This window comes from Nonomuraea sp. NPDC049649 (assembly GCF_040675175.1).
Classification (GTDB): domain Bacteria; phylum Actinomycetota; class Actinomycetes; order Streptosporangiales; family Streptosporangiaceae; genus Nonomuraea.
The window spans coordinates 1-24,490 of record NZ_JBFAOH010000061.1; the positions used below are offsets into that span (position 1 = coordinate 1).

At 71.5% G+C, this 24,490-nt stretch carries 28 protein-coding genes; 20 read left to right on the forward strand and 8 right to left on the reverse strand.

The window, feature by feature from the left end:
• Positions 1–47 precede the first annotated feature (47 nt).
• Positions 48–1,052 (reverse strand): NAD(P)-dependent alcohol dehydrogenase, encoded by a 1,005-nt coding sequence (locus AB0J42_RS35700; protein WP_364302579.1) that lies wholly within the window; start codon positions 1,050–1,052, stop codon positions 48–50.
• Between the two features lie 101 nt (positions 1,053–1,153).
• Between AB0J42_RS35700 and AB0J42_RS35705 the strand changes: the two genes are divergently transcribed.
• A complete protein-coding gene (locus AB0J42_RS35705) occupies positions 1,154–1,942 on the forward strand; it encodes an inositol monophosphatase family protein (protein ID WP_364302581.1) in 789 nt (262 codons plus the stop codon).
• Positions 1,943–1,978: 36 nt separating this feature from the next.
• On the opposite strand, the gene AB0J42_RS35710 is transcribed toward AB0J42_RS35705, so the two are convergent.
• Positions 1,979–3,184, reverse strand: coding sequence for an acyl-CoA dehydrogenase family protein (locus tag AB0J42_RS35710; RefSeq protein WP_364302584.1), 1,206 nt, complete (start codon positions 3,182–3,184; stop codon positions 1,979–1,981).
• Between the two features lies 1 nt (position 3,185).
• Positions 3,186–4,220: a phosphotransferase family protein gene (locus tag AB0J42_RS35715; protein ID WP_364302586.1), complete on the reverse strand. Its 1,035-nt coding sequence runs from the start codon at positions 4,218–4,220 to the stop codon at positions 3,186–3,188.
• A 99-nt stretch (positions 4,221–4,319) separates the two neighbouring features.
• Here AB0J42_RS35715 and AB0J42_RS35720 point away from each other — a divergent pair, with 99 nt between their 5' ends.
• Entirely contained in the window at positions 4,320–5,180 is an 861-nt protein-coding gene (locus AB0J42_RS35720; RefSeq protein ID WP_364302588.1) for a TetR family transcriptional regulator, read from the forward strand.
• A gap of 1 nt (position 5,181) precedes the next feature.
• Here AB0J42_RS35720 and AB0J42_RS35725 read toward each other — a convergent pair whose 3' ends face one another.
• The 3 genes from AB0J42_RS35725 to AB0J42_RS35735 all read right to left on the reverse strand — a co-directional run bounded on the left by AB0J42_RS35725 (position 5,182) and on the right by AB0J42_RS35735 (position 8,360).
• Positions 5,182–5,943: an SDR family oxidoreductase gene (locus AB0J42_RS35725; protein ID WP_364302590.1), complete on the reverse strand. Its 762-nt coding sequence runs from the start codon at positions 5,941–5,943 to the stop codon at positions 5,182–5,184.
• Complete coding sequence (locus tag AB0J42_RS35730; RefSeq protein WP_364302591.1) at positions 5,940–7,595, reverse strand: AMP-binding protein; 1,656 nt, start codon at positions 7,593–7,595, stop codon at positions 5,940–5,942. Before AB0J42_RS35730 ends, AB0J42_RS35725 begins: the two co-directional genes overlap by 4 nt.
• Positions 7,596–7,691: 96 nt before the next feature.
• Positions 7,692–8,360: a TetR family transcriptional regulator gene (locus AB0J42_RS35735; protein WP_364302593.1), complete on the reverse strand. Its 669-nt coding sequence runs from the start codon at positions 8,358–8,360 to the stop codon at positions 7,692–7,694.
• 319 nt (positions 8,361–8,679) lie between these two features.
• Here AB0J42_RS35735 and AB0J42_RS35740 point away from each other — a divergent pair, with 319 nt between their 5' ends.
• The 15 genes from AB0J42_RS35740 to AB0J42_RS35810 are packed head-to-tail and all read left to right on the forward strand — an operon-like array spanning position 8,680 to position 22,506.
• Positions 8,680–9,474, forward strand: coding sequence for an MBL fold metallo-hydrolase (locus AB0J42_RS35740; RefSeq protein WP_364302595.1), 795 nt, complete (start codon positions 8,680–8,682; stop codon positions 9,472–9,474).
• 57 nt (positions 9,475–9,531) lie between these two features.
• Positions 9,532–10,713: an ABC transporter substrate-binding protein gene (locus AB0J42_RS35745; RefSeq protein ID WP_364302597.1), complete on the forward strand. Its 1,182-nt coding sequence runs from the start codon at positions 9,532–9,534 to the stop codon at positions 10,711–10,713.
• Between the two features lie 3 nt (positions 10,714–10,716).
• Entirely contained in the window at positions 10,717–11,598 is an 882-nt protein-coding gene (locus AB0J42_RS35750; protein WP_364302599.1) for a branched-chain amino acid ABC transporter permease, read from the forward strand.
• Positions 11,595–12,608 carry a branched-chain amino acid ABC transporter permease gene (locus AB0J42_RS35755; protein ID WP_364302601.1) on the forward strand — a complete coding sequence of 338 codons (1,014 nt, stop codon included), beginning with the start codon at positions 11,595–11,597 and terminating at the stop codon, positions 12,606–12,608. The genes AB0J42_RS35750 and AB0J42_RS35755 overlap by 4 nt, the downstream gene beginning before the upstream one ends.
• Complete coding sequence (locus AB0J42_RS35760) at positions 12,605–13,405, forward strand: ABC transporter ATP-binding protein (protein WP_364302604.1); 801 nt, start codon at positions 12,605–12,607, stop codon at positions 13,403–13,405. The genes AB0J42_RS35755 and AB0J42_RS35760 overlap by 4 nt, the downstream gene beginning before the upstream one ends.
• Positions 13,402–14,175, forward strand: coding sequence for an ABC transporter ATP-binding protein (locus tag AB0J42_RS35765; RefSeq protein WP_364302606.1), 774 nt, complete (start codon positions 13,402–13,404; stop codon positions 14,173–14,175). Before AB0J42_RS35760 ends, AB0J42_RS35765 begins: the two co-directional genes overlap by 4 nt.
• A gap of 2 nt (positions 14,176–14,177) precedes the next feature.
• A complete protein-coding gene (locus AB0J42_RS35770; protein ID WP_364302609.1) occupies positions 14,178–14,999 on the forward strand; it encodes a sulfurtransferase in 822 nt (273 codons plus the stop codon).
• A complete protein-coding gene (locus AB0J42_RS35775; RefSeq protein WP_364302611.1) occupies positions 14,996–15,379 on the forward strand; it encodes a RidA family protein in 384 nt (127 codons plus the stop codon). The genes AB0J42_RS35770 and AB0J42_RS35775 overlap by 4 nt, the downstream gene beginning before the upstream one ends.
• A gap of 12 nt (positions 15,380–15,391) precedes the next feature.
• The gene (locus tag AB0J42_RS35780) at positions 15,392–16,015 is read left to right on the forward strand and encodes an SRPBCC family protein (RefSeq protein WP_364302613.1); all 624 of its coding nucleotides are present in this window, start codon (positions 15,392–15,394) and stop codon (positions 16,013–16,015) included.
• Complete coding sequence (locus AB0J42_RS35785; RefSeq protein ID WP_364302614.1) at positions 16,015–16,887, forward strand: xanthine dehydrogenase family protein subunit M; 873 nt, start codon at positions 16,015–16,017, stop codon at positions 16,885–16,887. The genes AB0J42_RS35780 and AB0J42_RS35785 overlap by 1 nt, the downstream gene beginning before the upstream one ends.
• Positions 16,884–17,360, forward strand: a complete 477-nt coding sequence (locus AB0J42_RS35790) for a 2Fe-2S iron-sulfur cluster-binding protein (protein ID WP_364302616.1) — start codon at positions 16,884–16,886, stop codon at positions 17,358–17,360. The genes AB0J42_RS35785 and AB0J42_RS35790 overlap by 4 nt, the downstream gene beginning before the upstream one ends.
• A complete protein-coding gene (locus AB0J42_RS35795; RefSeq protein WP_364302618.1) occupies positions 17,357–19,657 on the forward strand; it encodes a xanthine dehydrogenase family protein molybdopterin-binding subunit in 2,301 nt (766 codons plus the stop codon). The genes AB0J42_RS35790 and AB0J42_RS35795 overlap by 4 nt, the downstream gene beginning before the upstream one ends.
• Positions 19,654–21,045, forward strand: coding sequence for a rhodanese-like domain-containing protein (locus AB0J42_RS35800; protein ID WP_364302620.1), 1,392 nt, complete (start codon positions 19,654–19,656; stop codon positions 21,043–21,045). Before AB0J42_RS35795 ends, AB0J42_RS35800 begins: the two co-directional genes overlap by 4 nt.
• On the forward strand, positions 21,042–21,890 hold the full coding sequence (locus AB0J42_RS35805; RefSeq protein ID WP_364302622.1) for a sulfite exporter TauE/SafE family protein: 849 nt from the start codon (positions 21,042–21,044) through the stop codon (positions 21,888–21,890). The genes AB0J42_RS35800 and AB0J42_RS35805 overlap by 4 nt, the downstream gene beginning before the upstream one ends.
• A 4-nt stretch (positions 21,891–21,894) precedes the next feature.
• Positions 21,895–22,506: a histidine phosphatase family protein gene (locus AB0J42_RS35810; RefSeq protein WP_364302624.1), complete on the forward strand. Its 612-nt coding sequence runs from the start codon at positions 21,895–21,897 to the stop codon at positions 22,504–22,506.
• Between the two features lies 1 nt (position 22,507).
• Here the strand turns inward: AB0J42_RS35810 and AB0J42_RS35815 are convergent, their stop codons facing one another.
• Complete coding sequence (locus AB0J42_RS35815; protein WP_364302626.1) at positions 22,508–22,915, reverse strand: DUF4190 domain-containing protein; 408 nt, start codon at positions 22,913–22,915, stop codon at positions 22,508–22,510.
• Complete coding sequence (locus tag AB0J42_RS35820) at positions 22,855–23,187, reverse strand: hypothetical protein (RefSeq protein WP_364302628.1); 333 nt, start codon at positions 23,185–23,187, stop codon at positions 22,855–22,857. Before AB0J42_RS35820 ends, AB0J42_RS35815 begins: the two co-directional genes overlap by 61 nt.
• Positions 23,188–23,339: 152 nt before the next feature.
• Here AB0J42_RS35820 and AB0J42_RS35825 point away from each other — a divergent pair, with 152 nt between their 5' ends.
• From AB0J42_RS35825 to AB0J42_RS35835, 3 genes are read left to right on the forward strand one after another with little or no spacing between them, the layout of a single operon-like run.
• Positions 23,340–23,852, forward strand: coding sequence for a hypothetical protein (locus AB0J42_RS35825; protein ID WP_364302630.1), 513 nt, complete (start codon positions 23,340–23,342; stop codon positions 23,850–23,852).
• Positions 23,853–23,856: 4 nt separating this feature from the next.
• On the forward strand, positions 23,857–24,189 hold the full coding sequence (locus tag AB0J42_RS35830; protein ID WP_364302632.1) for a hypothetical protein: 333 nt from the start codon (positions 23,857–23,859) through the stop codon (positions 24,187–24,189).
• Positions 24,190–24,201: 12 nt separating this feature from the next.
• On the forward strand, positions 24,202–24,324 hold the full coding sequence (locus AB0J42_RS35835) for a hypothetical protein (protein WP_364302635.1): 123 nt from the start codon (positions 24,202–24,204) through the stop codon (positions 24,322–24,324).
• The last annotated feature ends 166 nt before the right edge of the window (positions 24,325–24,490 follow it).

The following is a 24,490-nucleotide window of genomic DNA, read 5'->3' on the forward strand; positions in this document are numbered from 1 at the left end:
ACCAGATCGTAGGTGAGAGAACAGGTCACAGCATGACGATGGACCTACTACAGGCAGTTACGCAGCCGAACGCCAAGATCTGTGAATGTAGTACCGGAACGCCCACCCCCACCGAGGACACCGATAACCCGCTTGCCCCACAAAGTGCGCAGATGGTCGAGCGAGAACCGGGCGTTCGCCGGCGCACCGCCGATCAGAACGAGCGTCCCGAGCATGCCCACGCTCTCCGCCAGGGTCTCGATGACAGGGATGACGCCCGTGCAGTCGAAGGCGAAGTCGACGGTCGACCCGGTGATCCCGGCCACCCCGTCGAGAAGGTCGGCCGAGCCGGAGTTGATCGTGTGCGTGGCGCCGAACTCGGTGGCGAGCTTCAGCCGGCTGTCGTGCAGGTCGGCGGCGATGATGGTGGTGACGCCGGAGTTGCGGGCGGCCATGATCGCGGCCAGCCCGACGGCGCCGACCCCGGCCACGAGGATGGAGTCGCCGAGGCGGGGGCGGGCCTCGTTGAGCACGGCTCCGGCGCCGGTGGCCAGGCCGCAGGCGAGCGGGCCGAGTAGTTCGACCGGCAGGTCACCGGTGACCTTGACCAGCGCGTCCGCCGAGGTGATCGAGTAGGTGGCGAACGACGACTGGCCGAAGAAGTGCCCGTTGATGGGCTGCCCGTCGCGGGAGTAGGCCGACTCGCCCTTCAGTTCGCCCTTGAAGCGGCGGCCGGACACGAGCGCGTCTCCCGTACGCAGGCAGTAGCGCGGCTGCCCGTCCAGGCAGTTGCGGCACTCGCCGCAGGACGGCCACCCGATGATCACCTTGTCGCCCGGAGCCACCTGCGTGACCCCCGGCCCGACGGCTTCGACGACGCCGGAGCCTTCGTGCCCGAGGATCGACGGGAACGGCATGGGCATGTCGCCCGCCCGGGTGATCGCGTCCGTGTGACACACCCCTGACGCGACGACACGGACGAGCGCCTCGCCGCGGCCGGGCTCGCCGAGCGAGACCTCCTGCAGCCGGAACGGGGCGTCCTTCTCTTCTACGACCAGCGCCTGAACCTTCATGCGCCCACTCCTTCCCTCCCGGAGTGACGACGCACCTGGCGCGGGCATGGCACCGGCTCGCCTAGCCTGGTGATCAACGTTCTGACCAGGAGCAAGACCTTATGACCACCGACCTTCTTCCCATCGCCGAGCGCGCCGCGACGATCGCCGCCGACCTCATCCGCACCCGCGTGCCCGGCGTCGTCACGGCCAAGGGCGACCGCGACATGGCCACCGAAGTGGACTACGCCGTCGAAGAGGCCGTGCGCGAATTCCTCACCCGCGAGACTCCCGAGATCGCCGTCCTCGGCGAGGAGGAGGGGCTGACCGGCGCCGACGGCGGCCTGATGTGGGTGCTCGACCCGGTCGACGGGACCGTCAACTTCCTGCACGGCATCCCGCTCTGCGCGGTCTCTCTCGGTCTCGCCGACCGGAACGTTCCCGTGCTCGGCGTCATCGACGTGCCGTTTCTCGGCGTACGGTACGACGCGGCGAAGGGGGCGGGGGCCCGCGCGAACGGCGTCGAGATCCGGGCCACCGACACCAGCGACCTGAGCGAGGCGGTGGTCGCGATCGGCGACTACGCGGTCGGCGAGGGCGCGCGGGAGCTCAACCGGCCCCGGCTCGCCCTCACCCGCGAGCTGGCCGAGCACGCCCGGCGGGTCCGGATGTTCGGCTCGGCCGCCATCGACCTGGCCTGGGTGGCCAACGGCAAGACGGACGCCCTGATCATGTACAGCAACAACCCCTGGGACACCGCCGCGGGCGTCGTCATCGCCCGGGAGGCCGGGGCCGCCGTCGTGGACCTCGACGGCAGCCCTCACACGATGGACTCCCAGGCGACCGTCGCCGCCGCCCCGGGGCTGGTCGCCGACCTCGTCCGGCTCATCGCCCGGGCCGGGGAGCAGTAAGACGGATGCCCCGCGGGCTGACCGCGGGGCATCCGCCTATCCGACGTACGGCGGGGTGCGCTTGAGCTCCATCCGGGCGATGGTGCGGCGGTGGACGGCGTCGGGGCCGTCGACGATGCGCAGCGCCCTGGCCCAGGCGTAGAAGTACGCCAGCGGCGTGTCGTCGGAGATGCCGGCGGCCCCGAACAGTTCGATGGCGCGGTCGATGACGGCGCACGCCATGGCCGGGGCGGCCACCTTGATGGCGGCGATCTCCTTGCGGGCGCCCCTGGCGCCGTGCTGGTCGATCTTCCAGGCGGCGTCGTAGACGAGCAGCCGGGCCTGGTCGATGTCGATGCGGGACTGGGCGATGGCGTCCTGCACGTTGGCGTGGTCGGCGAGCGGCTTGCGGAACGCGACCCGGTTCTTGGCCCGGTCGGCCATGAGGGCGAGGGCCCGCTCGGCCATGCCGATGGCGCGCATGGCGTGGTGGATGCGGCCCGGCCCGAGGCGGGCCTGGGAGATGAGGAAGCCGTCGCCCTCGTTGGCGAGCAGGTTGGACGCCGGGACGCGGACGTTGTCGAAGACCAGCTCGGAGTGGCCGTGCTGGTCCTGGTAGCCGAAGAGCGGCAGGTGACGCTCGATGGTGAGGCCGGGGGTGTCGCGGGGGACCAGGATCATCGACTGCTGGCGGTACGTCTCAGCGTCGGGGTCGGTCTTGCCCATGACGATGAAGATCTCGCAGCGGGCGTCGGCCACGCCGGTGATGAACCACTTGCGGCCGTTGATGACGTACTCGTCGCCGTCGCGGACGATGCTGGTCTGGATGTTGGTGGCGTCGGAGCTGGCGACGTCGGGCTCGGTCATCGCGAACGCCGAGCGGATCCGGCCGTCGAGCAGCGGTTCGAGCCACCGCTCACGCTGTTCGGGGGTGGCGAACAGGTCGAGGGTCTCCATGTTGCCGGTGTCGGGGGCCTGGCAGTTGATCGCCTCGGGGGCGATGACGGGCGACCAGCCGGAGATCTCGGCGACGGCGGCGTACTCCACGTTGGACAGGCCCGAGAGCTTGGGCAGGAAGAGGTTCCACAGGCCGCGGCGGCGGGCCTCCGCCTTGAGCTCCTCCATCACCGGCGGGTGCTCGTGAGGCCCGTGCTCGGCGAGGTAGGCCGCCCAGACCGGCTCGGCCGGGAACACGTGGGAGCGCATGAAGTCCCACATCTCGTCGCAGGTCTGCTGCGCCTTGGCGGAGAGGGCGAAGTCCATCTCAGTGCTCCTTCAGGTGGTCGAGCCCTTCGGCGGCCAGCCGGAGGACGAGGTCGTCGAGGTCGCCGAAGTCCTGGCCGCCCATCGCGCCGGCCTTCGAGCGCGCCGAGACGCCCTGGACGATGACGGCGAACTTGAAGTGCGCGAACGCCTGGTACCAGGTCAGGTCGTCGAGGTCGACGCCGGCCGTGGTGGCGTACCGGTCGAGCATCTCGGCCCGGGAGGGGAATCCAGGCAGGTGGGAGACGCCGGGGATGAGGCTGAGGCCGTCTTCGCCGGCCTCGCGCCAGTAGAGCATCAGCAGGCCGACGTCGCTCATCGGGTCGCCGAGCGTCGAGAGCTCCCAGTCGAGCACGGCGTTGATCCGCCCGGGGTCGCCGGCGTCGTAGATGACGTTGTCGGTGCGGAAGTCTCCGTGGACGATGGTGGCGCGCTGCTGCCGCGGCACGTCGGCGGCCAGGCGGCGGGCCAGCTCCTCCATCTCGGGGACCTCGCGGCTGCGGCTCTTCTCCCACTGGCCGGACCAGCGGCGGACCTGGCGGGCCATGAAGCCTTCGGGGCGGCCGTAGTCGCCGAGGCCGACGGCCTCGTAGTCGACGGCGTGCAGGGCGGCCAGCGTGTCGGCGAGGGCGAACGCCATCGCGCGCCGCTCTTCGGGCGTCTCCGCCCAGCCATCGGGCAGCTGGTCGCGGACGACGTGGCCGGGGACCTTCTCCATCACGTAGAACTGGACGCCGATCAGGTCGCCCTCGTCGGCCAGCACGATGCGGGGCACCGGGACGTCCGTCGAGGCCAGCCCGCGCTGGACCCGGGCCTCCCGGGCCATGTCGTGGGCGCTCGGCAGCAGGTTGCCCGTCGGCGGCCGGCGCAGCACGAGCTCACCGGCCTCGCTGCGCAGGGTGAAGGTCAGGTTGCTCTTCCCACCGATGATCAGCTCGGCGGTGCAGGAGCGCCAGCGGTCGTCCTCGGTGGCCTCGGCCAGGGCCGGCGCGAGCCGGTCGAGGCCGGTCAGTGCGGCGGGGTCGATGCTGCTCATACGGGCATAGTACCGAGCGTGCGTTCAGTCGCCAAAGGAGGGGTGTACGGTGACGTAAAGCCAGCACATTGGCCGTGTGTGCGGCGTACAATGTTTGGTATGGCTGAACATTCCCCAGGCGCCGCGATACGGGCCGCACGGGTCGCGCGCGGGCTGAGCCTGCGCGCCCTGGCGTCCCGCGTCGGCGTCAGCCCGGCGACGATGAGCGCCTACGAGACCGGGCGCACCCCGCTCACGGTCGAGCGCCTGCGCGACGTGGCCCAGGTCCTGGACGTTCCCGCGGCGCGGCTGCTGGCCGGCGACCCCGCGCCGGCGCCGGAGCCCGCCCCGGCCGCCGATCCCGGCGGAGACGACTGGCGGGCCTTCGGGGCGCTGAGCCTCGACCCGGCGCTGACCGCCGCCCTGCGCGTCTTCGTCGCCCGCGGATACCACGCGGCCACCATGCGGGAGCTGGCCGCCGAGGCCGGGCTGAGCGTGGCGGGCGTCTACCACCACTACACGAGCAAGCAGGACATGCTGGTGCGGCTGCTCGACCTGACCATGGCCGACATCCGCTGGCGGCTGATCGCCGCGCGCGACGAGTCGTCCGAGGGCGGCGAGCTCGGCAGGTTCGCGCGGATGGTCGAGTCGCTGGCGCTGTTCCACGCGCTCCGCGGCGACCTGGCCTTTCTCGGGGCGAGCGAGATGCGCAGCCTCGCCCCGGCCGAGCGGGCCCGGATCGTCGCGCTCCGCGACGAGGTGCAGCACCTGCTCGATGAGCAGGCGGCGCGTGCGGTGGCCGCGGAGGGCGCCGATCCGATGGACGTCCGGACGGCGACCCGCGCCGTCGCGACGATGTGCACCTCGCTGCCGTCGTGGTTCCGCACCGACGGCCCGCTGACGGCGGAGCAGGTGGCGCGGCGGTACGCGGAGTACGCGGTCGCGCTGCTGCGGACCGGCCCCCTCCCGCCGCGCCCCTAGATCAGGCGGAGCCGCCGGCGACCAGCAGGCCGCCGTCGACGGTGAGGATCTGCCCGGTCACCCAGGCGGCGTCGTCGGAGACCAGGTAGGCCACGGCGCCCGCGACGTCCTCGGGGGCGCCGAGCCGCTTCATCGGGTACTGCGCGGTGGTCTCCTCCTCCTTGCCCTCGTACAGGGCGCGGGAGAAGCGGGTCTTGACGACCGCGGGCGAGACGGCGTTGACGCGCACGCGCGGCCCGAGCTCGGCGGCGAGGGTCCGGGTGAGGTGGGAGACGGCGGCCTTGGAGACGCCGTACATGCCGATCCCCGCCGAGGGCACGTCGCCGGTCACCGAGGTGATGTTGACGACGCAGCCGCCCTCCTTGTCCAGGCCGTGGGAGAGGGCATCCTGCGTCCAGGCGAGGGTGCCCAGGACGTTGACCTCCATGATCTTGCGCGCGGCGTCCAGGTCCAGCTCGGCGAGCGGCCCGTACGCCGGGTTGATGCCCGCGTTGTTGACCAGGATGTCGAGGCGGCCCCACTCGGCCTGGATGCGGGAGAACACCTCGGCCCGGTGCTCGGGGTCGTCGGCGCGCCCGGCCACGGTCAGCACCGAGCCCTCCGGGAAGGACGCCGCGGCCTCGGCCAGCGGCCCCGGCTTGCGGGCCGTGATGCACACCCGCGCGCCGTCGGCGGCGAGCCGTTCGGCGATGGCCAGGCCGATCCCGCGGCTGGCACCGGTGACGATCGCGACGCGTCCTGCGAGCTTGCCCTGCGCGGTCACTGGCCCGCCTCCTGGCCGTCCCGCAGGACGTTCCGGCGGATCTTGCCCGTCTGCGTCTTGGGCAGGTCGGACATGATGTGGATCTCGCGCGGGCACTTGTAGGCCGCGAGCCGTTCCCTGGTGAAAGCGATCAATTCCTTCTCCTCGGCCGACGCTCCGGCCTTGAGTGACACGTACGCCACGACGGTTTCCCCTCGGTAGTCATCCGGCCGTCCGACCACCGCGGCCTCGTGGACGGCCGGGTGGGCGTAGAGGGCGTCCTCGACCTCGCGAGGCCAGACCTTGTAGCCGGAGGTGTTGATCTGGTCCTTGAGCCGGTCCACCAGATAGACCCAGCCGGCCTCGTCCATGATCGCGCCGTCGCCGGTGTGCAGCCAGCCTTCGGGCATGGTGGACGCGGTGGCCTCGGGCTTCTGCCAGTAGCCGGGCACGATCTGCGGGCCGCGCAGCACCAGCTCGCCCTGCTCACCGGGGCCGAGCGGCTCGTCGGCGGCGTTCACGACGCGGGCGTCCAGGCCGGGCAGCGGCACGCCGATGGAGAGCGTCCCGCTGGGCTCGTCCACCGGAGCCTCCGCGCCCAGCGGCACGGCGATCACCGCCGAGGAGGTCTCGGTCATGCCGTAGACGTTGTGGATGTAGACGCCGAACCGCTCCCGGAACCGCTCGATCGTCGGCGGCGGGATCGGCGCGCCGCCGCTGTAGACCGACTTCATCGACGCGAAGTGCTCCCGCGACGCGTGCGGCAGCTGGTAGATCGCGTTGAACGCGGTGATCGAGCCGATCGTGAACGTCACGCCGTGCTCGGCGAACGCCTCGATCGCCACCTCGGGGTGGAAGCGGCCGGTCAGGACGAGGACGCAGTCGTGCAGCAGCGCGATGGTCGCGTTGATGACGGCGCCGGTGATGTGGAACAGCGGCGCCATCGCGTACACGGCGTCGCCGGGCTGGAGATCTACCCAGGTGGCGAAGCCGGCGGCGACGGCGAGCACGTTGCCGTGCGTGTTCATCGCGCCCTTGGGCGGCCCGGTGGTGCCGGAGGTGTAGGTGAGCAGCGCGACGTCGTCGCCGGTCAGGTCCAGCGGCTCGACGGTCTTGCCGCGGAACTGCTCGATCAGCTCCTCCAGGTCGCCGTGCGAGGCGGCCGTCTTTCGTTCGGTGTCGCCGAACACGCGGGGGTCGTTGCGGGTCTGGAAGGCGAGGGGGGAGGTGCTGACCGTCCAGCGCACCGAGCTGCCCGCCAGCGTCTCGGTGACCGCCGGCACGTCGGCGTCGGCGCACACCACGCCGATCGCGCCGGAGTCGTCGATCAGCCTGCGCAGCTCCTGGCCGCGGTACATCGGGTTGAGCACCAGCGCCGTCGCCCCGAGCTTCCACAGGGCCAGGAACGAGAGCGCGAACTGCGGGATGTTCTGGAGGTAGATCCCGACCCGGTCGCCGCGCCGGGTGCCGAGGGAGCGGTAGGCGGCGGCGAGCGCGTCGGTGAGCTCGTCGACCTCGCGGACGGTCATGGCGCCGTCGAAGTAGGCGATCGCGCGGGCGTCGGGCTCGCGCCGTACCCGCTCGCGCCAGGCCTCGGCGAGCGAGGCGTGGCGGCCGGGCCGGGCGTCCGTCACCGCCTGTGGGTAGAGCGCTGTCCAGCGCCTCTCGTTCATCCCGCTACCTCCCCGGAGTGCGAATGAGGCTGAGTGATCGTTCGGTCGGTGTTAGGTACATGGTACGGCCCGGGCGGGCCGTACTGTACGCGCCGGCTAGGCGGACGGGCGGAGCAGCCGCACGATGTGGGTCACCCTGCGCTCCTGGAACGCCTCCGCCCAGGCGCGCTGCCCCATGCCGGCCACGATCGTGGCGTCGTGCTCCAGGGGGAAGTAGCACATCCCGACCAGGCTCAGGAAGAGCTGCTCGGGGGCCAGCTCCGCCTCCGCCACGCCCGCCCGGGCCATGATGCTGATCATCCGCTGGGCGAACTGCTCCGAGTGGCGCGGCTGCCCCTCGCGCCGGCCGACGCGTTCGAGGGCGTCACGCGTGAGCAGCGAGACGAAGGTCGGGTTGTTGAGCAGGAAGTCGACGTAGCCGCCGATCAGGCGGCGCAGCGCCGCCTCCCCGTCGCCCGGGGACTCCTCCAGGATGCGCTCGGCCTCGGTCGCCACCAGCTCCAGGGCCGCGTCGCGCCGGGCGAAGACCCGCTGCAGCACCTCGTTGTAGAGGTCCTCCTTCGAGCCGAAGAAGTAGCCCGGCAGACCGACCGAGACGTAGGCCCGCTCCGCGATCGCCGCCAGCGAGGCGCCCTGAAACCCTAAGTCGGCGAAGAGCTGCTCCGCTGCGTCGAGGATCGCGATCCGTGACCGCTCGGCGTCCCGGACCCTCCTGCCCCGTCTCGCGGGCGGCGGCGGCGCCGACGTCTCCCGTGTCGTCTTCATCCCAGTCCTAGTGGTCGTGTGCGTCCCCGTGAGTCGACGGCTCCAGGGGGGGACCTGCTGTCCGCCCAGCCTAAGGGGCGGCGAAGTTGTCGGGCCTTGTTTCGGCCAGAAACTATTTGCACGTACAGTTAGTACTATCGCAATCGGGATTCTTCGGCTAGTGTGCAGCGTCACAAGCGCAGAAGCGCGCCACCCGAACGCATCTTACTGCTGTTTGATCGTTCAGTTCCGCTACGGACTGGTTGAGTGTTCAGTCCAGGACGACGGTCTTCTCAACCCCTGAGTAGTTGCCTGGACGGCACCCTTGAGGAGGATCTAGTTGTTCACCATTGAGCCGCTGGTCGTGGCTTACGGTCCGCACCGGGAGAAGAGCCGCTTCACCTACATGCACAACGCCGGTGTCGCGATCGACATCCCCTACGTCGCCTGGCTGATCCGCAAGCCGGGCTTCGCCGCGCTCATCGACGTCGGCTGCAGCGCGGACGACTACAACCAGCACATCCGCCCGGTCGACCGGGAGCTCGTCCACGTCGGCCAGGTCTTCGCGGACGTCGTCGACGTCAAGCCGATCGAGTCCCACCTGCGCGAGCGGGGGATGAAGCCCTCCGACATCGACGTCACGGTCCTCACCCACCTGGACTGGGACCACTGCATGACCATAGAGCCCTTCGCGGACAGCGAGATCTACGTCCAGCGCCGCGAGTGGGACAACACCCCGTCCCACGAGATGTTCGCGACCTCGTTCGCGCCGGCCGAGCACTACGAGCGCATCGAGGAGATGGGCCTGACCAAGCTCGACGGCGACCACCAGATCGCCGAGGGCTTCGACCTCATCCTCACCCCGGGCCACACGCACGGCGGGCAGTCGGCGGTCGTCAAGACCTCCGAAGGCACCTACGTCATCGCCGGCATGTGCGTGCTCAAGGAGAACTTCTACCCGGCGGAAGAGGAAGCCGAGCACTTCAAGGTGATCCCCCCCGGCGGGCACACCGACCTGTTCGAGGCGTACGACCAGATGGTCCGTCTCAAGGAGATCGGCGGCGACAACGTGCTGCCGCTCCACATGACCGAGGCATTCGACATGGGTCGCATCGGGACCCTTCCCGAAGAGTGACCCGCCCTTAGCCACCCATCGGGAGCCGTGGACCGGCTCCCATATCAAGGAGATCCGATGAGGAAGAAGATCCTCGCGTTGCTGGCCGGTTCGGCCCTGCTCGCCTCTTCTGCCTGTGGTCTGGGCAGCTCCGGGGCCGGCGACGGTGACGACAGTATCACGATCGGGACCCTGTTCACCGTCTCGGGGGCTGGCGCGAAGCTGGGCGACAAGATGCGCAAGGGTGCCGAGCTCGCTGTCGAGAAGGTCAACAGCGAGGGCGGCATCAACGGCAAGCAGATCAAGTGGGTCTTCTACGACCCCGCCGGCGACACCTCCACCGCCGTGCAGCAGACCAACCGCATGCTCGACAGCGACGGCGTGGAGCTCGTCGTCGGCGGTGGCGGCTCGTCGGGCATCGCGCTGGCGATGGACCCCATCACCAGCGGCAAGGGCATCGCCTTCATCGCCACCGAAGGGGCCCGTCAGATCGTGGAGCCGGCGGGGGAGCACCGGCTGACCTTCAAGACCACGTTCAACGACACCACCATGGTCGAGAAGCTGATCGAGTACTGGAAGGCGAACGACGTGACCAAGGTCGCGTTCATGCCTGACACCTCCAGCTTCGGCCAGTCGGCCCAGGAGGAGCTCGAACGGCTCGCCCCCGAGGCGGGCATCGAGGTGTTCACCGCGGCCTTCGACCCGGCCGCCAACGACCTCACCCCGCAGGTCAAGCGGCTGGCGAGCAACGACCCGCAGGCGTACCTGGCCTGGACCACGCAGCCGTCGGGCGTGACGTTCCTCAACAACGTGCGGAGCGTACTCGCCAACAAGGACGTCATGGTGATGCACGGCTTCGGCTTCGTCGACGACCGCTACATGCAGCAGGCGGGCAAGGCGGCCGAGGGCACGATCCTGGTCTCGCCGAAGCTGCCGGTCTGGGACAAGATCGACGACAGCGACCAGCAGAAGGCGACGATGGAGGAGTTCGCCACCAGCTACGCCGAGAAGTACGGTGGCGAGCAGCCGAACGTCTACGCCGGCCAGGCGTACGACGCGATGATGGTGGCGGCCGAGGCGCTCCGCGCGACCGGCGGTGACACCGACGGCGAGAAGGTCGCCCAGGCGATTGAGGGCCTCGGGTCCCACGTCGGCGTGACCGGCGTCTTCAAGTACACCTCCGACGACCACAGCGGGCTGACCTCCGACGACGTCGCCGTCATCAAGTGGGACGGGTCTCGATTCGTTCCGGCGGAGTGAGCCATGGAAACCGGTCTGTTCATCCAGGTCCTGCTATCGGGCCTCAGCGTGGGGGCGATCTACGCGATCGTCGCCCTGGGCTTCGGCGTCATCTTCAACGCCACCGGAGCCATCAACTTCGTCCAGGGTGAGTACGTCATGGTCGGCGGGCTCAGCGCCGCCATGCTGTACGAGGCGTGGAACGTTCCGATCTTCTTCGCCATTCTGGTCGCCATCGCGGTGACCACCCTGCTCGGGTTCCTGACGGAGGCGGGGCTGCTCGGCTTCGGGCGGCTGCGGACCCCGGCCGCCATCACCATCGCCACGATCGCCATCGCGGTGATCGTGAAGGGTGCGGCGATGCTGATCTCGGCCCGCGACACCTACGCGCTGCCCTCGCTGCTCGGCCCCGAGGCCCTGCGCATCCTGGGCGCCTCCACCAGCCGGCAGACGGTGCTCAACCTCGTCCTCTCCGTGCTGGTGGTGGTCGCGCTGACCGTGTTCTTCCGGCGGACCAAGCTCGGCACCACACTGCGCGCCGCGGCGGGAGACTCCGAGACGCTCCAGACGTTCGGAGTCTCCTACCGCACCACCGCCCGCTGGGCGTTCGTCATCGCGGCGGCGCTCGGGGCGGTGGCCGGCGCGGGCCTGGCCCCGCTCACCGTCATGTCGTTCGACTCCGGCACCCTGCTCGGCCTGAAGGGCTTCGCCGCGGCGATGCTCGGCGGCCTCGGCAACCCGCAGGGCGCGCTGGCCGGCGGCCTGCTGCTCGGCGTCGCCGAAGCGGTCGTGTCGGGGTACGGCACGTCGGCCTACGCCGACGTGGTCGCCTTCGTGGTGCTGCTCGCGATCCTGACGTTCAGGCCGACCGGCATGTTCGGCACGGCGAGGGCGGTGCGCACATGATGAGCCGACTCACCCGCTCCCTGAGCAGGAACAACTCCTGGGAGCTGTGGCTCACGATCGGTTTGCTGCTCCTGCTCCCGATGTTGCTGGCGACGGACTACGCGCTGACCATCTGGACCAGGATGGCGATCTATGTGATCTTGCTGACCGGTCTGAACTTCATCAACGGCATGGCCGGGATGATCTCCCTGGCCCAGGCGGGCTTCTTCGGCCTCGGCGCCTACGCCGCCGGCATCGCGGCGGTGCGTTTCGACGTGCCGCCCGTGCTCGCGCTGGTCATCGCCCCGCTGGTGGTGACCGCCGCGGCGCTGCTGGTGGGCATGATGTCGATGCGCCTGAAGGAGATCTACTTCAAGATGGCGACCCTGGGCGCCGGGTTCGTGCTCTTCCTCCTCTTCGGGCGGATGGTCGAGCTCACCGGCGGCCCCAACGGGCTGGTCGGCATCCCGCCGTTCTCGGTGTTCGGCTTCGCGTTCACCGAGCCCATCGTGAAGTACGCCTTCGTGGCGCTGCTCGCGATCATCGGCGCGATCGTGGCGCACAACCTGCTGGTCTCGCGGACCGGCCGGGCGCTGCGGGCCTACGGCGCCTCGGAGCCCGCGGCCCTGGCCGCGGGGGCCAGCCCGTTCAAGCTGCGCCTGCTCGCGTTCGGCATGAGCGGCTTCTACGCGGGCGTCGCGGGGGCTCTGGAGGCCTTCGACGCCCGCTTCATCAGCCCCTCCACCTTCGACTTCATGATGGCCGTCCTGCTGGTCGTGGCCCTCGTGCTGTCGGGTGCGGGGCGGATGATCGGCCCGATCCTGGGCGCGCTGCTGCTCACCGGCATCGAGGTGTTCGCCGCCGACTACGCCGACTACGAGCCACTGATCATGGGCGTGATCTTCCTGATCGCCGTCCAGCTCTTCCCGCGGGGTCTCGCGGGCGAGCTGGCCGCGCGCCGGGAGGACCGCCGCGAGCGGGCCAAGCGTGAGGCGGCGGCCCAGACCGAGCGGGAGGTGGTGCGGGCATGAGCACGAAAGAGCGTCAGGGCCTGCGGGTCACCGGCGTGTCCAAGCGGTACGGCGGCCTCCAGGTACTCAAGGACGTGACCCTGCGGGCGCCGGCGGGCGCGATCACCGCCGTGATCGGGCCGAACGGCGCCGGCAAGAGCACGCTGGCCAACGTCATCTCCGGCTTCGTCACGCAGGACGAGGGCCAGGTCTTCGTCAACGGCGCCGAACTGCCCGCCGGCAAGGCGGTCGCCCGGGCGAGTCACCGGCTGGGGCGGACCTTCCAGAACCTGGAGGTCTTCACCGGCATGTCGGTGCTGCAGAACGTCGCGATGGGGGCCTACTCCCGGCAGAAGGGCAGCCACCTGGCCGACCTGATCCGGGGCCCCCGCACCCGGCGCAACGAGCGGGAGGCCGAGGAGAAGGCCCGCGAGCTGCTGCGCAGGTTCGACCTGGAGCACCGGGCCGAGTCGCTGGTGGAGTCGCTGCCCTTCGGCGAGGCGAAGCTCGTCGAAATGGTCCGCGTCCTGGCGATGGAGCCCGAGGTGGTCGTCCTCGACGAACCGGCCGCCGGGCTGCCCCCGGCCAGCGCCATGCCGCTGGCCGAGACCATCGCCGGGATGGCCAAGAACGGCATCGGGGTGCTGCTCATCGAGCACAACATGAAGCTCGTCATGAGCATCTCCGACCACGTCGTCGTCCTCGACCAGGGGCAGGTGCTGACCGAGGGATCGCCGGCCGAGGTCCAGAAGGACCCGAGGGTGATCGAGGCCTACCTGGGCCCCGGCCACGCGAAGAGCGAGGAACTCACGCTATGAGCAGCATGGACACCAACACCCGCGCGGGCGTCCGCGAGCGGGCCGGGGAGCGCGACGACAGCAAGGGCCTCGTCGTGGAGGGCCTGACGGTCCGCTACGGCCGCGTCGAGGTCGTCCACGGCGTCAGCTTCCGCGCGCTGCCCGGCCAGGTCACCTGCCTGGTCGGGAACAACGGCGCCGGCAAGACGACCACCATCCGCGGCGTCTTCGGGCTCCAGCCCAGCGGGTCGAAGAAGGTGACCTTCCGCGGCAAGTCCCTGGCCGGGCTGCCCACCCACGTCATCGCCCGGCACGGCCTCGCGCTCGTGCCGGAGGGCCGCCGGGTCTTCGCCGACCTGACGGTGCTCGAGAACCTCCGGATGGGCGCCGTGCGGCGCCCCGGCGGCTGGCGGGACGAGAAGAAGCTCGCCGAGGTCTTCGACCTCTTCCCCGAGCTGAGGGAGCGCACCGACAGCAAGGCCGGTCTGCTCTCCGGCGGCCAGCAGCAGATGCTGGCGATGGGGCGGGCGATGATGGCGCAGCCCGAGATGCTCGTCCTGGACGAGCCGTCGATGGGGCTCAGCCCGGTGCTGGTCAACCGCATCTACGAGGCGCTGGTCGCGCTCCGCGAGCAGGGCTACACGATCCTGCTCTCCGAGCAGAACGCCAACCTGGCGCTCGAACTGGCGGACCACGCCTACGTCCTCGAAACCGGGCGGATCGTCGAGGAAGGCGCCGCCGCCGACCTCGCCCGCTCCTCGAGGGTGCAAGCGATCTACCTAGGAGCATGAGGATGAACCAGATCTACCTGGAGCCCAAGGCACTGGCCGAGATGCTCGGCCGGTCCGACGTGCGGGTGGTCGACACCCGCGCCTCGCTCGCCGACGGGCCCAGCGGCCGGGAGATGTGGGCCGCCGGTCACATCCCGGGCGCGGTGCACGCCGACTGGATCGAGGACTGGGGCACCACCGTCGACGGCGTCGAGGGGATGCTCCCGGGGCCGGAGGAGTTCGCCGAGGCGATGTCGCGGCTGGGCATCGGCAACGACACCCTCGTGGTCGCCTACGACGACAACTCCCTGTTCACCGCCTCCCGGCTGGCCTGGGCGCTGCTGCACTACGGCCACGAGCAGGTCAAGGTCCTCGACGGCGGCTTCCCCGCCTGGCAGGACGCCGGGCTGGAGGTCTCCACGGACGAGGCCGACGGCCGTCCCGAGCCGCGCGAGTACCGCGCCGGGAAGCCGCAGGGGATGCGCCGTGAGATGGCCGAGGTCCGCGAGCTGCTCGGCCGCGACGACGTGACGCTGGTCGACTGCCGGATGGAGGAGACCTTCGCGGCCTCCGAGGGCCGGATCCCCGGCGCCAACCGGCTGCCCTCGCCGAGCCTGATCGGCGAGAACGGGCGCTTCAAGCGCGGCGAGGCGGTGGCCCGCCTGGCCGCCGACGCCGGCGTGGACAAGGACCGCCCGACGGTCCTGTACTGCGGCGGCGGCGTCTCCGCGGCGGCCGTGCTCATCGCCCTGCGCGACGCCGGCTACGACAACCTCGCCCTCTACGACGGCTCGTGGTCCGAGTGGTCCCAGCACGCCGACAACCCCATTCAGAGGCACGCATGAATCAGAGAAAGGCCCCGGCGCCGCTGGGCGCCTACGTCCAGACCATCACCGCGGCCGGCCTGTGCTTCGTCTCCGGGCAGGTGCCGGTCGGCCCGGACGGCGATCTGCCGGCCGGCGACGTCGCCGCCCAGGCCGAGCAGGTCTTCACCAACCTGCAGAACTGCCTGGCCGACGAGGGCCTGACGATGTCCGACGTGGTGTCGATCACGACCTACCTGGTCGACATCTCCGACGCGGCCGAGGTCTCGGCGGTGCGGTCCCGGTTCTTCGGCGACCAGAAGCCCACCAGCACCGTTGTGGAGGTCTCCGGCTTCCTCAACCCCGCGTGGCGCCTGGAGGTCCAGGCGATCGCCGTGGCCCGCGAAGCCGGCCGGCAGTAGAGAGGAGTCACCATGCGTATCGACAACCAGTTCGTCGTCCCCGCGACCCCGGAGCGGGCGTGGGAGTTCCTGACCGACCTGGGCCGGGTGGCTCCCTGCGTGCCGGGCGCGACCGTGGAGTCCGCCGACGGCGAGTCGCTCACCGGCCGGGTGGCGCTCCGCATCGGCCCGATGAACATGACCTACACGGGTGAGGCCAAGTTCCTCGTCAAGGACGACGCGAACAAGGTGGCCACCATCGAGGTCGGCGGCCGCGACCGGCGCGGCGGCGGCACGGTGAAGGCCAAGATCAAGGCCAGCCTGACCGAGGTGCCCGACGGTACGCAGGTGAACCTGTCGACTGACCTGGGCCTCACCGGCCGGGTCGCCCAGCTCGGGCAGGGCCCGATCAACGACGTCAGCTCCAAGCTGATGCGCCAGTTCGCCGACAGCCTCGCCGCGCAGATCGACCGGCCCGCCCCGGTTCCCGGCAGCGCGCCCGTCCCGGCCGCCCCGGTCGCCGAGGCCGAGCCGATCAACCTGCTCGACAGCTCCCTGCTGCCCAAGAAGCAGCTCGCCGGCGCGGCCGCGGGCCTGGTGGCGCTGGTCGTCGCCTTCCTGCTCGGCAGGAGCGTCGGCCGGAGGGGGGCCCGCTGATGTCGGACGTACTCACCACGATGGCCTACGAGCGGGCCCGCACCGTCCCGGAGGCGCTGACCCTGCTCGCCGAGGGCGGCGAGGACACCCGCCCGATCTCGGGAGGCCAGAGCCTGGTGCCGATGATGAACCTCGGCCTGGCCGCGCCCGCGTTCCTGGTCGACGTGTCGGGCATCCCGGCGCTGCGCACCATCGGCGTCGAGGGCGGCCACCTCGTCATCGGCGCGGCGGTCACCCACGCCGAGCTGACCACCGACCCGCTGGTCGCCGAGCACGCGCCGCTGCTGGCCAGGGCCGCGGCCCACATCGGCAGCCAGCGGATCCGCAACCGCGGCACCATCGGCGGCTCGGTCGCCCACGGGGACGCGGCCGCCGAACTGCCGGTGAGCTGCCACGTACTGGAAGCCGAATACCGGGTGGAGAGCCTCGGCCGCCAGGAGTGGCGGCCGGCGCGGGCCTTCTCGCAGGGCCACTACCAGACCGACCTCAACCAGGGAGAGCTGGTGACGGCGGTCCGGGTACCGCTGCGCCCGCGCCACGGGTGGGGCTTCCACGAGTACTGCCGCCGGACCGGCGACTTCGCCCTGGCCTCCGCCGCCGCGGGCGTCGAGCTGGACGGCGATCGCATCAAGAGCGCGGCCGTCGCCGTGACCGGCGCCGCCGACCGGCCGCTCCGGCTGGAGGAGGTCGAGCGGCGGCTCACCGGCGCCGCCGTCGCCGAGGCCGAGCAGATCATGTCCGGCCTGGCCGGTGAGCTCGACGTCGCCGACGACCCGTACGCCAAGGGCGCGGACCGGGCCCGGCTGATCGAGGCGATGGCGGTGCGGGCGGTCAGAGACGCCTGCGCCGACGCGAGGAGGGAACAGGCATGAGCCACGTCGAGACCCGGATGACCCTCAACGGGAAGGAGGTCACCGGACACGCGCCCGCCGACACGACGCTCGTGCGCTGGCTGCGCGAGCAGGCCCACGCCTACGAGGTCAAGGAGGGCTGCAACGAGGGCACCTGCGGCACCTGCACGGTGCTCGTCGACGGCAAGGCCACGACCGGCTGCACCACCCTGGCGGTCCAGGTCGACGGCGCGCGGGTGGAGACCAGCGCCTGCCTGGCCGACGGCGACGAGCTGAGCCCGCTGCAGGCGAAGTTCTGGGAGACCGGCGCGGCCCAGTGCGGCTTCTGCACGCAGGGGATGCTGATGTCGGCCGTCGAGCTGCTCCGCTCCGGCGAGAAGGTCACGCCCGCGAAGGTGCGCGAGCACCTGCACGGCAACCTCTGCCGGTGCACCGGTTACCAAGCGATCGTGAACGCCGTGGTCGCGGCGGCGGAGGAGGGGGCGACCCGATGACCGAGACGGTCCAGCACCGCGGCGCGGAGACCACCCGCGTGGTCAACACCGAGGTGAAGCGCCAGGACTCGCGCGAGAAGCTGCTCGGCAAGACCCGGTACGCCGGTGACTTCGACATCGCCGGGCAGCTCTACGCCAAGCTGGTCCGCGCGCCCATGCCCTCGGCCCGGATCGTGTCCAAGGACGCGAGCGCCGCGATGGAGGTGCCGGGGGTCGTCGCCGTGTTCTTCGGCGAGGACGTGCCCAACAACGAGATCCCGACCAACACCGCCGGCATCAAGGGGCGGCCGCAGCCGCCGTCCTGGGTGCTGACCACCGAGCGGGTGCGCTACCACGGCGAACCGGTCGCGCTGGTGGTGGCCGAGAACACGCGGGCGCTGGCCGCCGCCGAGGCGCTGGTGGACATCGAGTACGAGCCGCTCCCGGTGGTCTCGGACCCGGAGGCCGCGCTGGAGGACGGTTCGCCGCTGGTCCACGAGGGCGGCAACCTGCTCAGCGAGTGGAACATCGACCGCGGCGACGTCGACAAGGCGTTCGCCGACGCGCCGGTCGTCGTGGAGGGCAGCTACGAGGCGCAGGTCGTCGACCACGCCTACCTGGAGCCGGAGACCGGCATCGGCTGGCTGGACGACGAGGGCGTCATCAACATCAAGGTCTCCACGCAGGAGATCGAGCACTACCGGCGGATCGCGCACGTCGTGGGGCTGCCGGACTCCAAGGTGCGCGTGCAGGCCCCGTATCTCGGCGGCGGCTTCGGCGGCAAGGAAGACATGACCGTCGAGCCGTACATCGCGCTGGCGGTGCAGCGGACCGGGCGGCCGGTGAAGATGACCTGGACCCGGCAGGAGTCGCTGACCGCGCGCGCCAAGCGGCACCCGGTGCGGATGCGCTACCGGACCGCGGCGACCGAGGACGGCAAGCTGCTGGCCCACGACATCGACATCGTCTCGGACGCGGGCGCCTACCCGCTGCTGAGCGGCTTCGTGCTGCTCTACATCACGCTGAACGCGACCGGGCCGTACCGCTGCGACAACGTACGGGTGCGCTCGCGCGCGGCGTTCACCAACAACACGCCCGGGTCGGCGTTCCGCGGGTTCGGCGGGATGCAGCCGGTGCTGGGCTACGAGGGGCAGATCGACAAGGTCGCCGACGCGACCGGCAAGGACCGGGTCGAGGTCCGCAAGCGCAACGCGTACAAGAGGGGCGACCGCATCCCCGCCGGGCAGCCCATCGAGACCGCGGTGTGGCTGGAGCAGTGCATCGACGCGGTCATGGAGGCGATCGGCCCGCGGCCCGAGCCGTCCTCGCCCGAGCACCGGGTGGGGCTGGGGCTGGCGTGCAACGTGCAGCCGTACGGGCGGGTGGCGTGGATGAACGACTCCGCCTCCGCCTGGGTGGGCTGCGAGCGCGACGGCGGCGTCGTGGTGCGCTGCGGCGTGCCCGACGTGGGCGGCGGCCAGGTGTCGTCGCTGGCGCAGATCGCCGCCGAGGTGCTGCACGTGCCGGTCGAGAACGTCACCGTCCACTTCGGCGACAGCTCCCGCACCCCGCTGGCGGGGCGGACCACGGCGACCCGGCAGCTGTACATGTCCGGCAACGCCGTGCTGTCGGCCGCCCGTGAGCTCCGCGCCCAGCTCATCGAGGGCGTGGCGAAGGCGACCGGCTGCGCCGAGCACGAGCTGACGCTCGCCGAGGGCGGCGTGCTCACGCCCGACGGGGTGGTGCCGCTGCCCGAGGTCGTGGCGATGTGCATGGCGAACGGGGTGGCGATCAACGCGATGAAGACGTTCTTCGCGCCCACCGCCAAGCCGGTCACCCAGCTCATCGACTCCGAGCGGATCGTGCCGGACTTCACCTTCGGCGCCCACGCGGCGTACGTCGAGGTGGACACCCGGACCGGTCAGGTGCGGCCGCTGCGCTACGTCGCCGCCCACGACGTGGGCCGGGCGATCAACCCGCTCAGCGTGCGCGGCCAGATCGAGGGCGCGATCGTGCAGGGCCTGGGTTACGCCCTGTCGGAGCGGATCGTCTACGACGAGGCCGTCAACCTCACCGGCGCCTTCTACCAGTACGCCATCCCGACGGCCGCCGACTGCCCGGAGATCGAGGTCAAGGTCCTCGAGTCCGGCGAGGGCGTGGGCCCGTTCAACGCCCGCGGCATCGGCGAGCCGCCGATCGGCCCGTGCGCGTCCACGATCGCCAGCGCGGTCGAGGACGCCGTGGGCGCCAGACCAACCACTCTGCCGATGCTCGCCGAACGCGTGCTGAAGTGTGTCGACGAAGGGGGCCGGGCATGACCGCCACCGACTTCTCCCCGCAGCGGACCCTGACGATCGTGCCGATCGACACCCCGAGCCTGGGGGACCGCAGCTACCTGGTGCACGACGGGTCCGTGGCGTTCGTGGTGGACCCGCAGCGCGACATCGACCGGGTGCTGGAGGTGCTCGACCGTGAGGGCGTGTCGCTGACGCACGTGTTCGAGACCCACATCCACAACGACTACGTCACGGGCGGGCTGGCGCTGGCCAAGGAGACCGGCGCCGCCTACCTGCTCAACGGGGCGGACGAGGTCTCCTTCGACCGGGAGCCGCTGCACGACGGGCAGACGCTCGGCGTCGGCGACCGGATCCAGGTGGAGGTGGTGGCCACCCCCGGCCACACCTTCACCCACCTCTCCTACGTGCTGCACGACCAGAACGCCGGGCGGCGGATCGCCGTCTTCTCCGGCGGGTCGCTGCTCTACGGCTCGACCGGGCGGCCGGACCTGCTGGGCGAGGAGCACGCCGAACGGCTGGCCCGCCTGCAGTACGGCTCGGCCCGGCGGCTGGGCGAGCTGCTGCCGGACGACGCGCGGCTCTTCCCGACCCACGGGTTCGGCTCGTTCTGCTCCGCCACGCAGTCCGACGCCCCCGAGTCCACCATCGGGGTGGAACGTTCCAGCAACCCTGTCCTGCTGCACGACGAGGACACCTACGTCCGCGAGCTGCTGGCCGGGCTGGGCGACTGGCCCGCGTACTACGTCCACATGGCCGCGCTGAACAGCGCCGGCCCCGAACGGCCCGACCTGTCCTTCCCCCGCGAGGCGACGCCGGAGGAGATCCGGCGCCGCATCGAGGCGGGGGAGTGGGTCGTCGACCTGCGGAACCGGACCGCCTTCGCGGCCGGTCACGTGCCCGGCAGCTTCAACTTCGGGCTGGACGGCTCGTTCGCGACCAACCTGGGCTGGCTGTTCGACTGGGGGAGCCCGTTCGTCCTGCTGGGCGAGCGGCCCGAGGACGTCTCGCTGGCGCAGCGCGAACTCGTACGGATCGGGATCGACCGCCCGGCGGCCGCCGCGACCGGCGGCCCCGAGCAGTGGAGCGACCGCGAGCTCGGCACCTTCGGCCAGGCCGACTTCCCCCGCCTCGCCGAGGTGCTGCGGGAGCGGCAGGTCGTGGTCCTGGACGTACGCAGGAGCGACGAGTTCGCCGCCGGGCACATCGAAGGCGCGGTCAACGTGCCGCTGCACGAGCTGCGGACCGCGCAGCTGCCCGACGGCGAGCTGTGGATCCACTGCCAGAGCGGCTACCGCGCCTCCATCGCGGCGTCGATGCTCGCCGCGGCGGGCCGGGACGTGGTGGCGGTCGACGACCACTTCGGCGAGGCGGCGGGCGCGGGCCTGACGGTGACGAGCGGAGGGGCATGACCCTCGCGCTCGTCCTGGCGCTCTCGCTGCTGGTCGGCGTCGCGCTCGGGGCGCTGGGGGGCGGCGGGTCGATCCTGACGGTGCCGATCCTGGTCTACGTGGCCGGGCTGGAGCCGAAGCAGGCGATCACCACCTCCCTGCTGGTCGTGGGCGCGACGTCGGCGGCCGGGGCGATCACCCACGCCCGGGCCGGCCGCATCCGGTGGCGCACCGGGCTGCTGTTCGGCGCCGGCGGCATGGCCGGCGCCTTCGGCGGCGGCATCCTCGGCGGCTACATCCCCGGGCGGGTCCTGCTGATCTGCTTCGCGCTGATGATGGTCGCCACCTCCCTGGCGATGCTCCGCGGCAGGCGCACCCCCCCGGCGCGGACCGGCGACATCGCCGTGGGCCGCGCCCTGATCGACGGCGTGGTGGTCGGCCTGGCGACCGGGCTCGTCGGCGCCGGGGGAGGGTTCCTCGTCGTGCCCGCCCTCGTGCTGCTCGGCGGGCTGCCGATGGCGGCCGCGGTCGGCACCTCGCTGATCGTGATCGCCCTGAAGTCCTTCGCCGGCCTCGCCGGCTACTTGACCAGCGTCTCCATCGCCTGGGACCTCGCCATCGGCGTCACCGCCGCCGCGGTGCTCGGCAGCGTCGCCGGCGGCTGGCTCGCCGGGCGCATCCCCGAAGCGCAGCTCCGGCGGGTCTTCGGCTGGTTCGTGCTGGTGATGGGGGGATTCGTGCTGCTGGAGCAGACCGCGCCGCCCGGCGGCCTGCTGCCCGGCGTGGCCGTCCTGGCCGGGCTCGGGCTCGTGGCCGGGGTCTGGCGCGTCTGGGCCACCGGGCGGGCCCGCAGCACATCGGTGTGATCGGATGGCTGTGATCTACCTCGTCCGCCACGGACAGGCGTCCTTCGGCGCGGCGGACTACGACGACCTCAGCGAGCTCGGCCGCCATCAGGCCCGGCTCGCCGGGCAGGCGCTCGCGGGCCGGGCCCGCGAGCCGCTGCTCGTCTCCGGCACCCTGCGGCGGCAGAAGGACACCGCCGCCCTGCTCGGCCTGTCCGGCGCCGCCGCCGAGGATCCGCGCTGGAACGAGTACGACCACCTCGGGCTCGTCCGCCGCTACCTGGACGGCGCGGAGCCCCCGGACGACAGCCGCCTGTTCCAGACCCACCTCGACCAGGCACTCCGAGAGTGGATCGACCAGGGCGGCTGGGACGCCTTCGCCGGCGCCGCCGTCGAAGCGCTGCACTCCCTCCCCGGCCGCCTTTCCCCCGGCCAGGACGCCGTCGTGGTGACCTCGGCGGGCGTCATCGCCGCCGTCGCGGGCGCTCTCCTGGAGGCCCCGGCAGCCGGCATCGTCGCGCTCAACCGCGTCCTGGTGAACGCCTCCATCACCGCCGTGCTGGCGGGCTCCGCGGGCCTGCACCTGCTGACCTACAACGAACACGCCCACCTCGGCGAGTCACGCACCTACCGCTGAATCAGCCGTACGTCATCACGTACCAGATCGCGAAGGCGCACCAGCCCACGAGGAACACGGCGGTGAAGACGAGCGAGCCCCGCGCGAGCCCCGCGCCGCGTTCGCCGGTCTGCCGGATCTGCCGCAGCGCCAGCACCGCCAGCACGACCCCCAGCGGCCAGCAGGCGATGACCGTGACGGGCAGCGAGGCGACCGCCAGCCCGTTCCACCGCGCGGGCTCGCGGAGGAGCGGGGGAGGCGGGCTGTACGGCGCGGCACGTCTCCGCCTGCCGAGCCCGGACAGGAACTCGCACCCGGCGAGCAGGCACACGGTGACGAGCCCGGACACCCAGCGCAGCGCGTACCACATCATCGAGAGCGCGAAGATGATGACCCACCAGCCGAGAAGCCACCCGAGCGGGAACGGCATCGCCGGCAAGAGGCCGGCGCGGACCGCAGCACGGCGGTCAGGGCGACGAAGGCGCCGACGAAGAGGCTGAGCGACCCCTTGCCGATGAAGTTCCAGACGAGGTCCGCCCAGCCCGTGGCCGGGATGCTCAGGTAGATGATGAAGAACGCGCCGATCCGGGCCCGCCAGTCGGACAGGCGCTGGAACGGCCTCGTCGTGTCCGCGCCGTCCGGGCGGAAGAACCGGCTCGCGCACGTCCAGGGGTTCACGATCTCGGTCCAGTGATCGTACATCCGCCCCCCTCTTTGGAACGAGCCAGACGGGTATCGCGGGCGGTGGTTTTCCCGTTAGGGGCGGATCATGGGATCACCGTCCGCCGGGGAGGTCCGGGACCTGTTGAGGCGCGCGCGGCGGCTGCTGGGCGACTCAGTACGACCTGCGGCAGGTGCCCGGGGCCGGGCCGCAGACCCGCACGCAGGCGCGGCGGGCCGCGGAGCGGATCGAGGACGTGACGAGGCGGACCCGCATCGTGCACATCGACGTGGACGACCGGGACGCCGAGACCACGAGGCTGCTCGTCGCGCTGCACCGGCTGGTCGCCGTCGGCCCGGACCTGCCGCGCGCCCGCCGTACGGCCGGGACGGTCGTGAACAGGCTGGATGAGCTGATCCCCGGGGCGCGCCCGCTCAGCGGCCGGCTGCGCAGGCTCGTGTCCGGGAGACGCCGCCGCGCCCGCGCGGAGCAGGCCGCGGCGGAGCTGGCCGAGCTGTCGGCGCCGGAGGTGTCGGACCGGGCCGCCGCCGAGGGCTTCCTGCCCGAGCGGGTAGGAGTTCCGCCGCGCCGTCGCGCCCGTCTATCTGCGCCGCAACCAGCAGGATGTGATCACGGAGCTGCCCGACCTGGTCCACACGGACGAGTGGGAGGAGTTCAGTACGGCCGACGCGGCGGCCTACCGTGAGGCGGTGGCGTCGGGCCGGTTCATGACGATGCGGCGGGCGGCCTACGCGGTGCCGGAGAAGTCCGCCAAGCTGGGCAGGCTGCGCGAGCTGGTGGACAAGGCGGCCGAAGCGGGGCTCAAGGTCGTGGTGTTCTCCTGCTTCCGCGACGTGCTGGCAGCCGTCGGCGGGGCGGTCGGCTCGCCGGTCCACGGGCCGATCAGCGGCGACCTGCCGCCGGACCGCCGCCAGACGCGTTCACCGAGGCCCGCGCGTACCGGATGGGTCAGGTGCGGCGCGTGCGGGTGCACCGCCTGCTCACGCCTGACAGCATGGACGAGCGGCTGTTGGAGATCATGAATCAAGGCCACGTTGTTCGACGCCTACGTCAGGCGCAGCCACCTGGCCGAGTCGACCGCCGACGCCGTCGACATCTCCGACGAGACGCCGGCAGAGCGGATCGTCAAGGAGGAGCAGGAACGTCTCGGAGTCTGATCAAGGAGTACGCATGACACTCCCTGTGTCAACCTCAGGCAGCAACGAACTCGTTGAGCGCTGCTGCGGCGCCGTGTTTGGCGGGGTCGTAGGGAACGCCGTCGAGCCAGCAGCGCCAGATCACGCGGATCCAGGCGCGGGCCAGCACGCGGACGGCGTGCGGGTG

Bases quoted from the DNA above. Each gene is read 5' to 3' on its own strand.
- AB0J42_RS35700 (WP_364302579.1), bottom strand. From the start codon at position 1,052: ATGAAGGTTCAGGCGCTGGTCGTAGAAGAGAAGGACGCCCCGTTCCGG.
- AB0J42_RS35705 (WP_364302581.1), top strand. From the start codon at position 1,154: ATGACCACCGACCTTCTTCCCATCGCCGAGCGCGCCGCGACGATCGCC.
- AB0J42_RS35710 (WP_364302584.1), bottom strand. From the start codon at position 3,184: ATGGACTTCGCCCTCTCCGCCAAGGCGCAGCAGACCTGCGACGAGATG.
- AB0J42_RS35715 (WP_364302586.1), bottom strand. From the start codon at position 4,220: ATGAGCAGCATCGACCCCGCCGCACTGACCGGCCTCGACCGGCTCGCG.
- AB0J42_RS35720 (WP_364302588.1), top strand. From the start codon at position 4,320: ATGGCTGAACATTCCCCAGGCGCCGCGATACGGGCCGCACGGGTCGCG.
- AB0J42_RS35730 (WP_364302591.1), bottom strand. From the start codon at position 7,595: ATGAACGAGAGGCGCTGGACAGCGCTCTACCCACAGGCGGTGACGGAC.
- AB0J42_RS35735 (WP_364302593.1), bottom strand. From the start codon at position 8,360: ATGAAGACGACACGGGAGACGTCGGCGCCGCCGCCGCCCGCGAGACGG.
- AB0J42_RS35745 (WP_364302597.1), top strand. From the start codon at position 9,532: ATGAGGAAGAAGATCCTCGCGTTGCTGGCCGGTTCGGCCCTGCTCGCC.
- AB0J42_RS35750 (WP_364302599.1), top strand. From the start codon at position 10,717: ATGGAAACCGGTCTGTTCATCCAGGTCCTGCTATCGGGCCTCAGCGTG.
- AB0J42_RS35755 (WP_364302601.1), top strand. From the start codon at position 11,595: ATGATGAGCCGACTCACCCGCTCCCTGAGCAGGAACAACTCCTGGGAG.
- AB0J42_RS35760 (WP_364302604.1), top strand. From the start codon at position 12,605: ATGAGCACGAAAGAGCGTCAGGGCCTGCGGGTCACCGGCGTGTCCAAG.
- AB0J42_RS35765 (WP_364302606.1), top strand. From the start codon at position 13,402: ATGAGCAGCATGGACACCAACACCCGCGCGGGCGTCCGCGAGCGGGCC.
- AB0J42_RS35770 (WP_364302609.1), top strand. From the start codon at position 14,178: ATGAACCAGATCTACCTGGAGCCCAAGGCACTGGCCGAGATGCTCGGC.
- AB0J42_RS35775 (WP_364302611.1), top strand. From the start codon at position 14,996: ATGAATCAGAGAAAGGCCCCGGCGCCGCTGGGCGCCTACGTCCAGACC.
- AB0J42_RS35780 (WP_364302613.1), top strand. From the start codon at position 15,392: ATGCGTATCGACAACCAGTTCGTCGTCCCCGCGACCCCGGAGCGGGCG.
- AB0J42_RS35785 (WP_364302614.1), top strand. From the start codon at position 16,015: ATGTCGGACGTACTCACCACGATGGCCTACGAGCGGGCCCGCACCGTC.
- AB0J42_RS35790 (WP_364302616.1), top strand. From the start codon at position 16,884: ATGAGCCACGTCGAGACCCGGATGACCCTCAACGGGAAGGAGGTCACC.
- AB0J42_RS35795 (WP_364302618.1), top strand. From the start codon at position 17,357: ATGACCGAGACGGTCCAGCACCGCGGCGCGGAGACCACCCGCGTGGTC.
- AB0J42_RS35800 (WP_364302620.1), top strand. From the start codon at position 19,654: ATGACCGCCACCGACTTCTCCCCGCAGCGGACCCTGACGATCGTGCCG.
- AB0J42_RS35805 (WP_364302622.1), top strand. From the start codon at position 21,042: ATGACCCTCGCGCTCGTCCTGGCGCTCTCGCTGCTGGTCGGCGTCGCG.
- AB0J42_RS35810 (WP_364302624.1), top strand. From the start codon at position 21,895: ATGGCTGTGATCTACCTCGTCCGCCACGGACAGGCGTCCTTCGGCGCG.
- AB0J42_RS35815 (WP_364302626.1), bottom strand. From the start codon at position 22,915: ATGCCGTTCCCGCTCGGGTGGCTTCTCGGCTGGTGGGTCATCATCTTC.
- AB0J42_RS35820 (WP_364302628.1), bottom strand. From the start codon at position 23,187: ATGTACGATCACTGGACCGAGATCGTGAACCCCTGGACGTGCGCGAGC.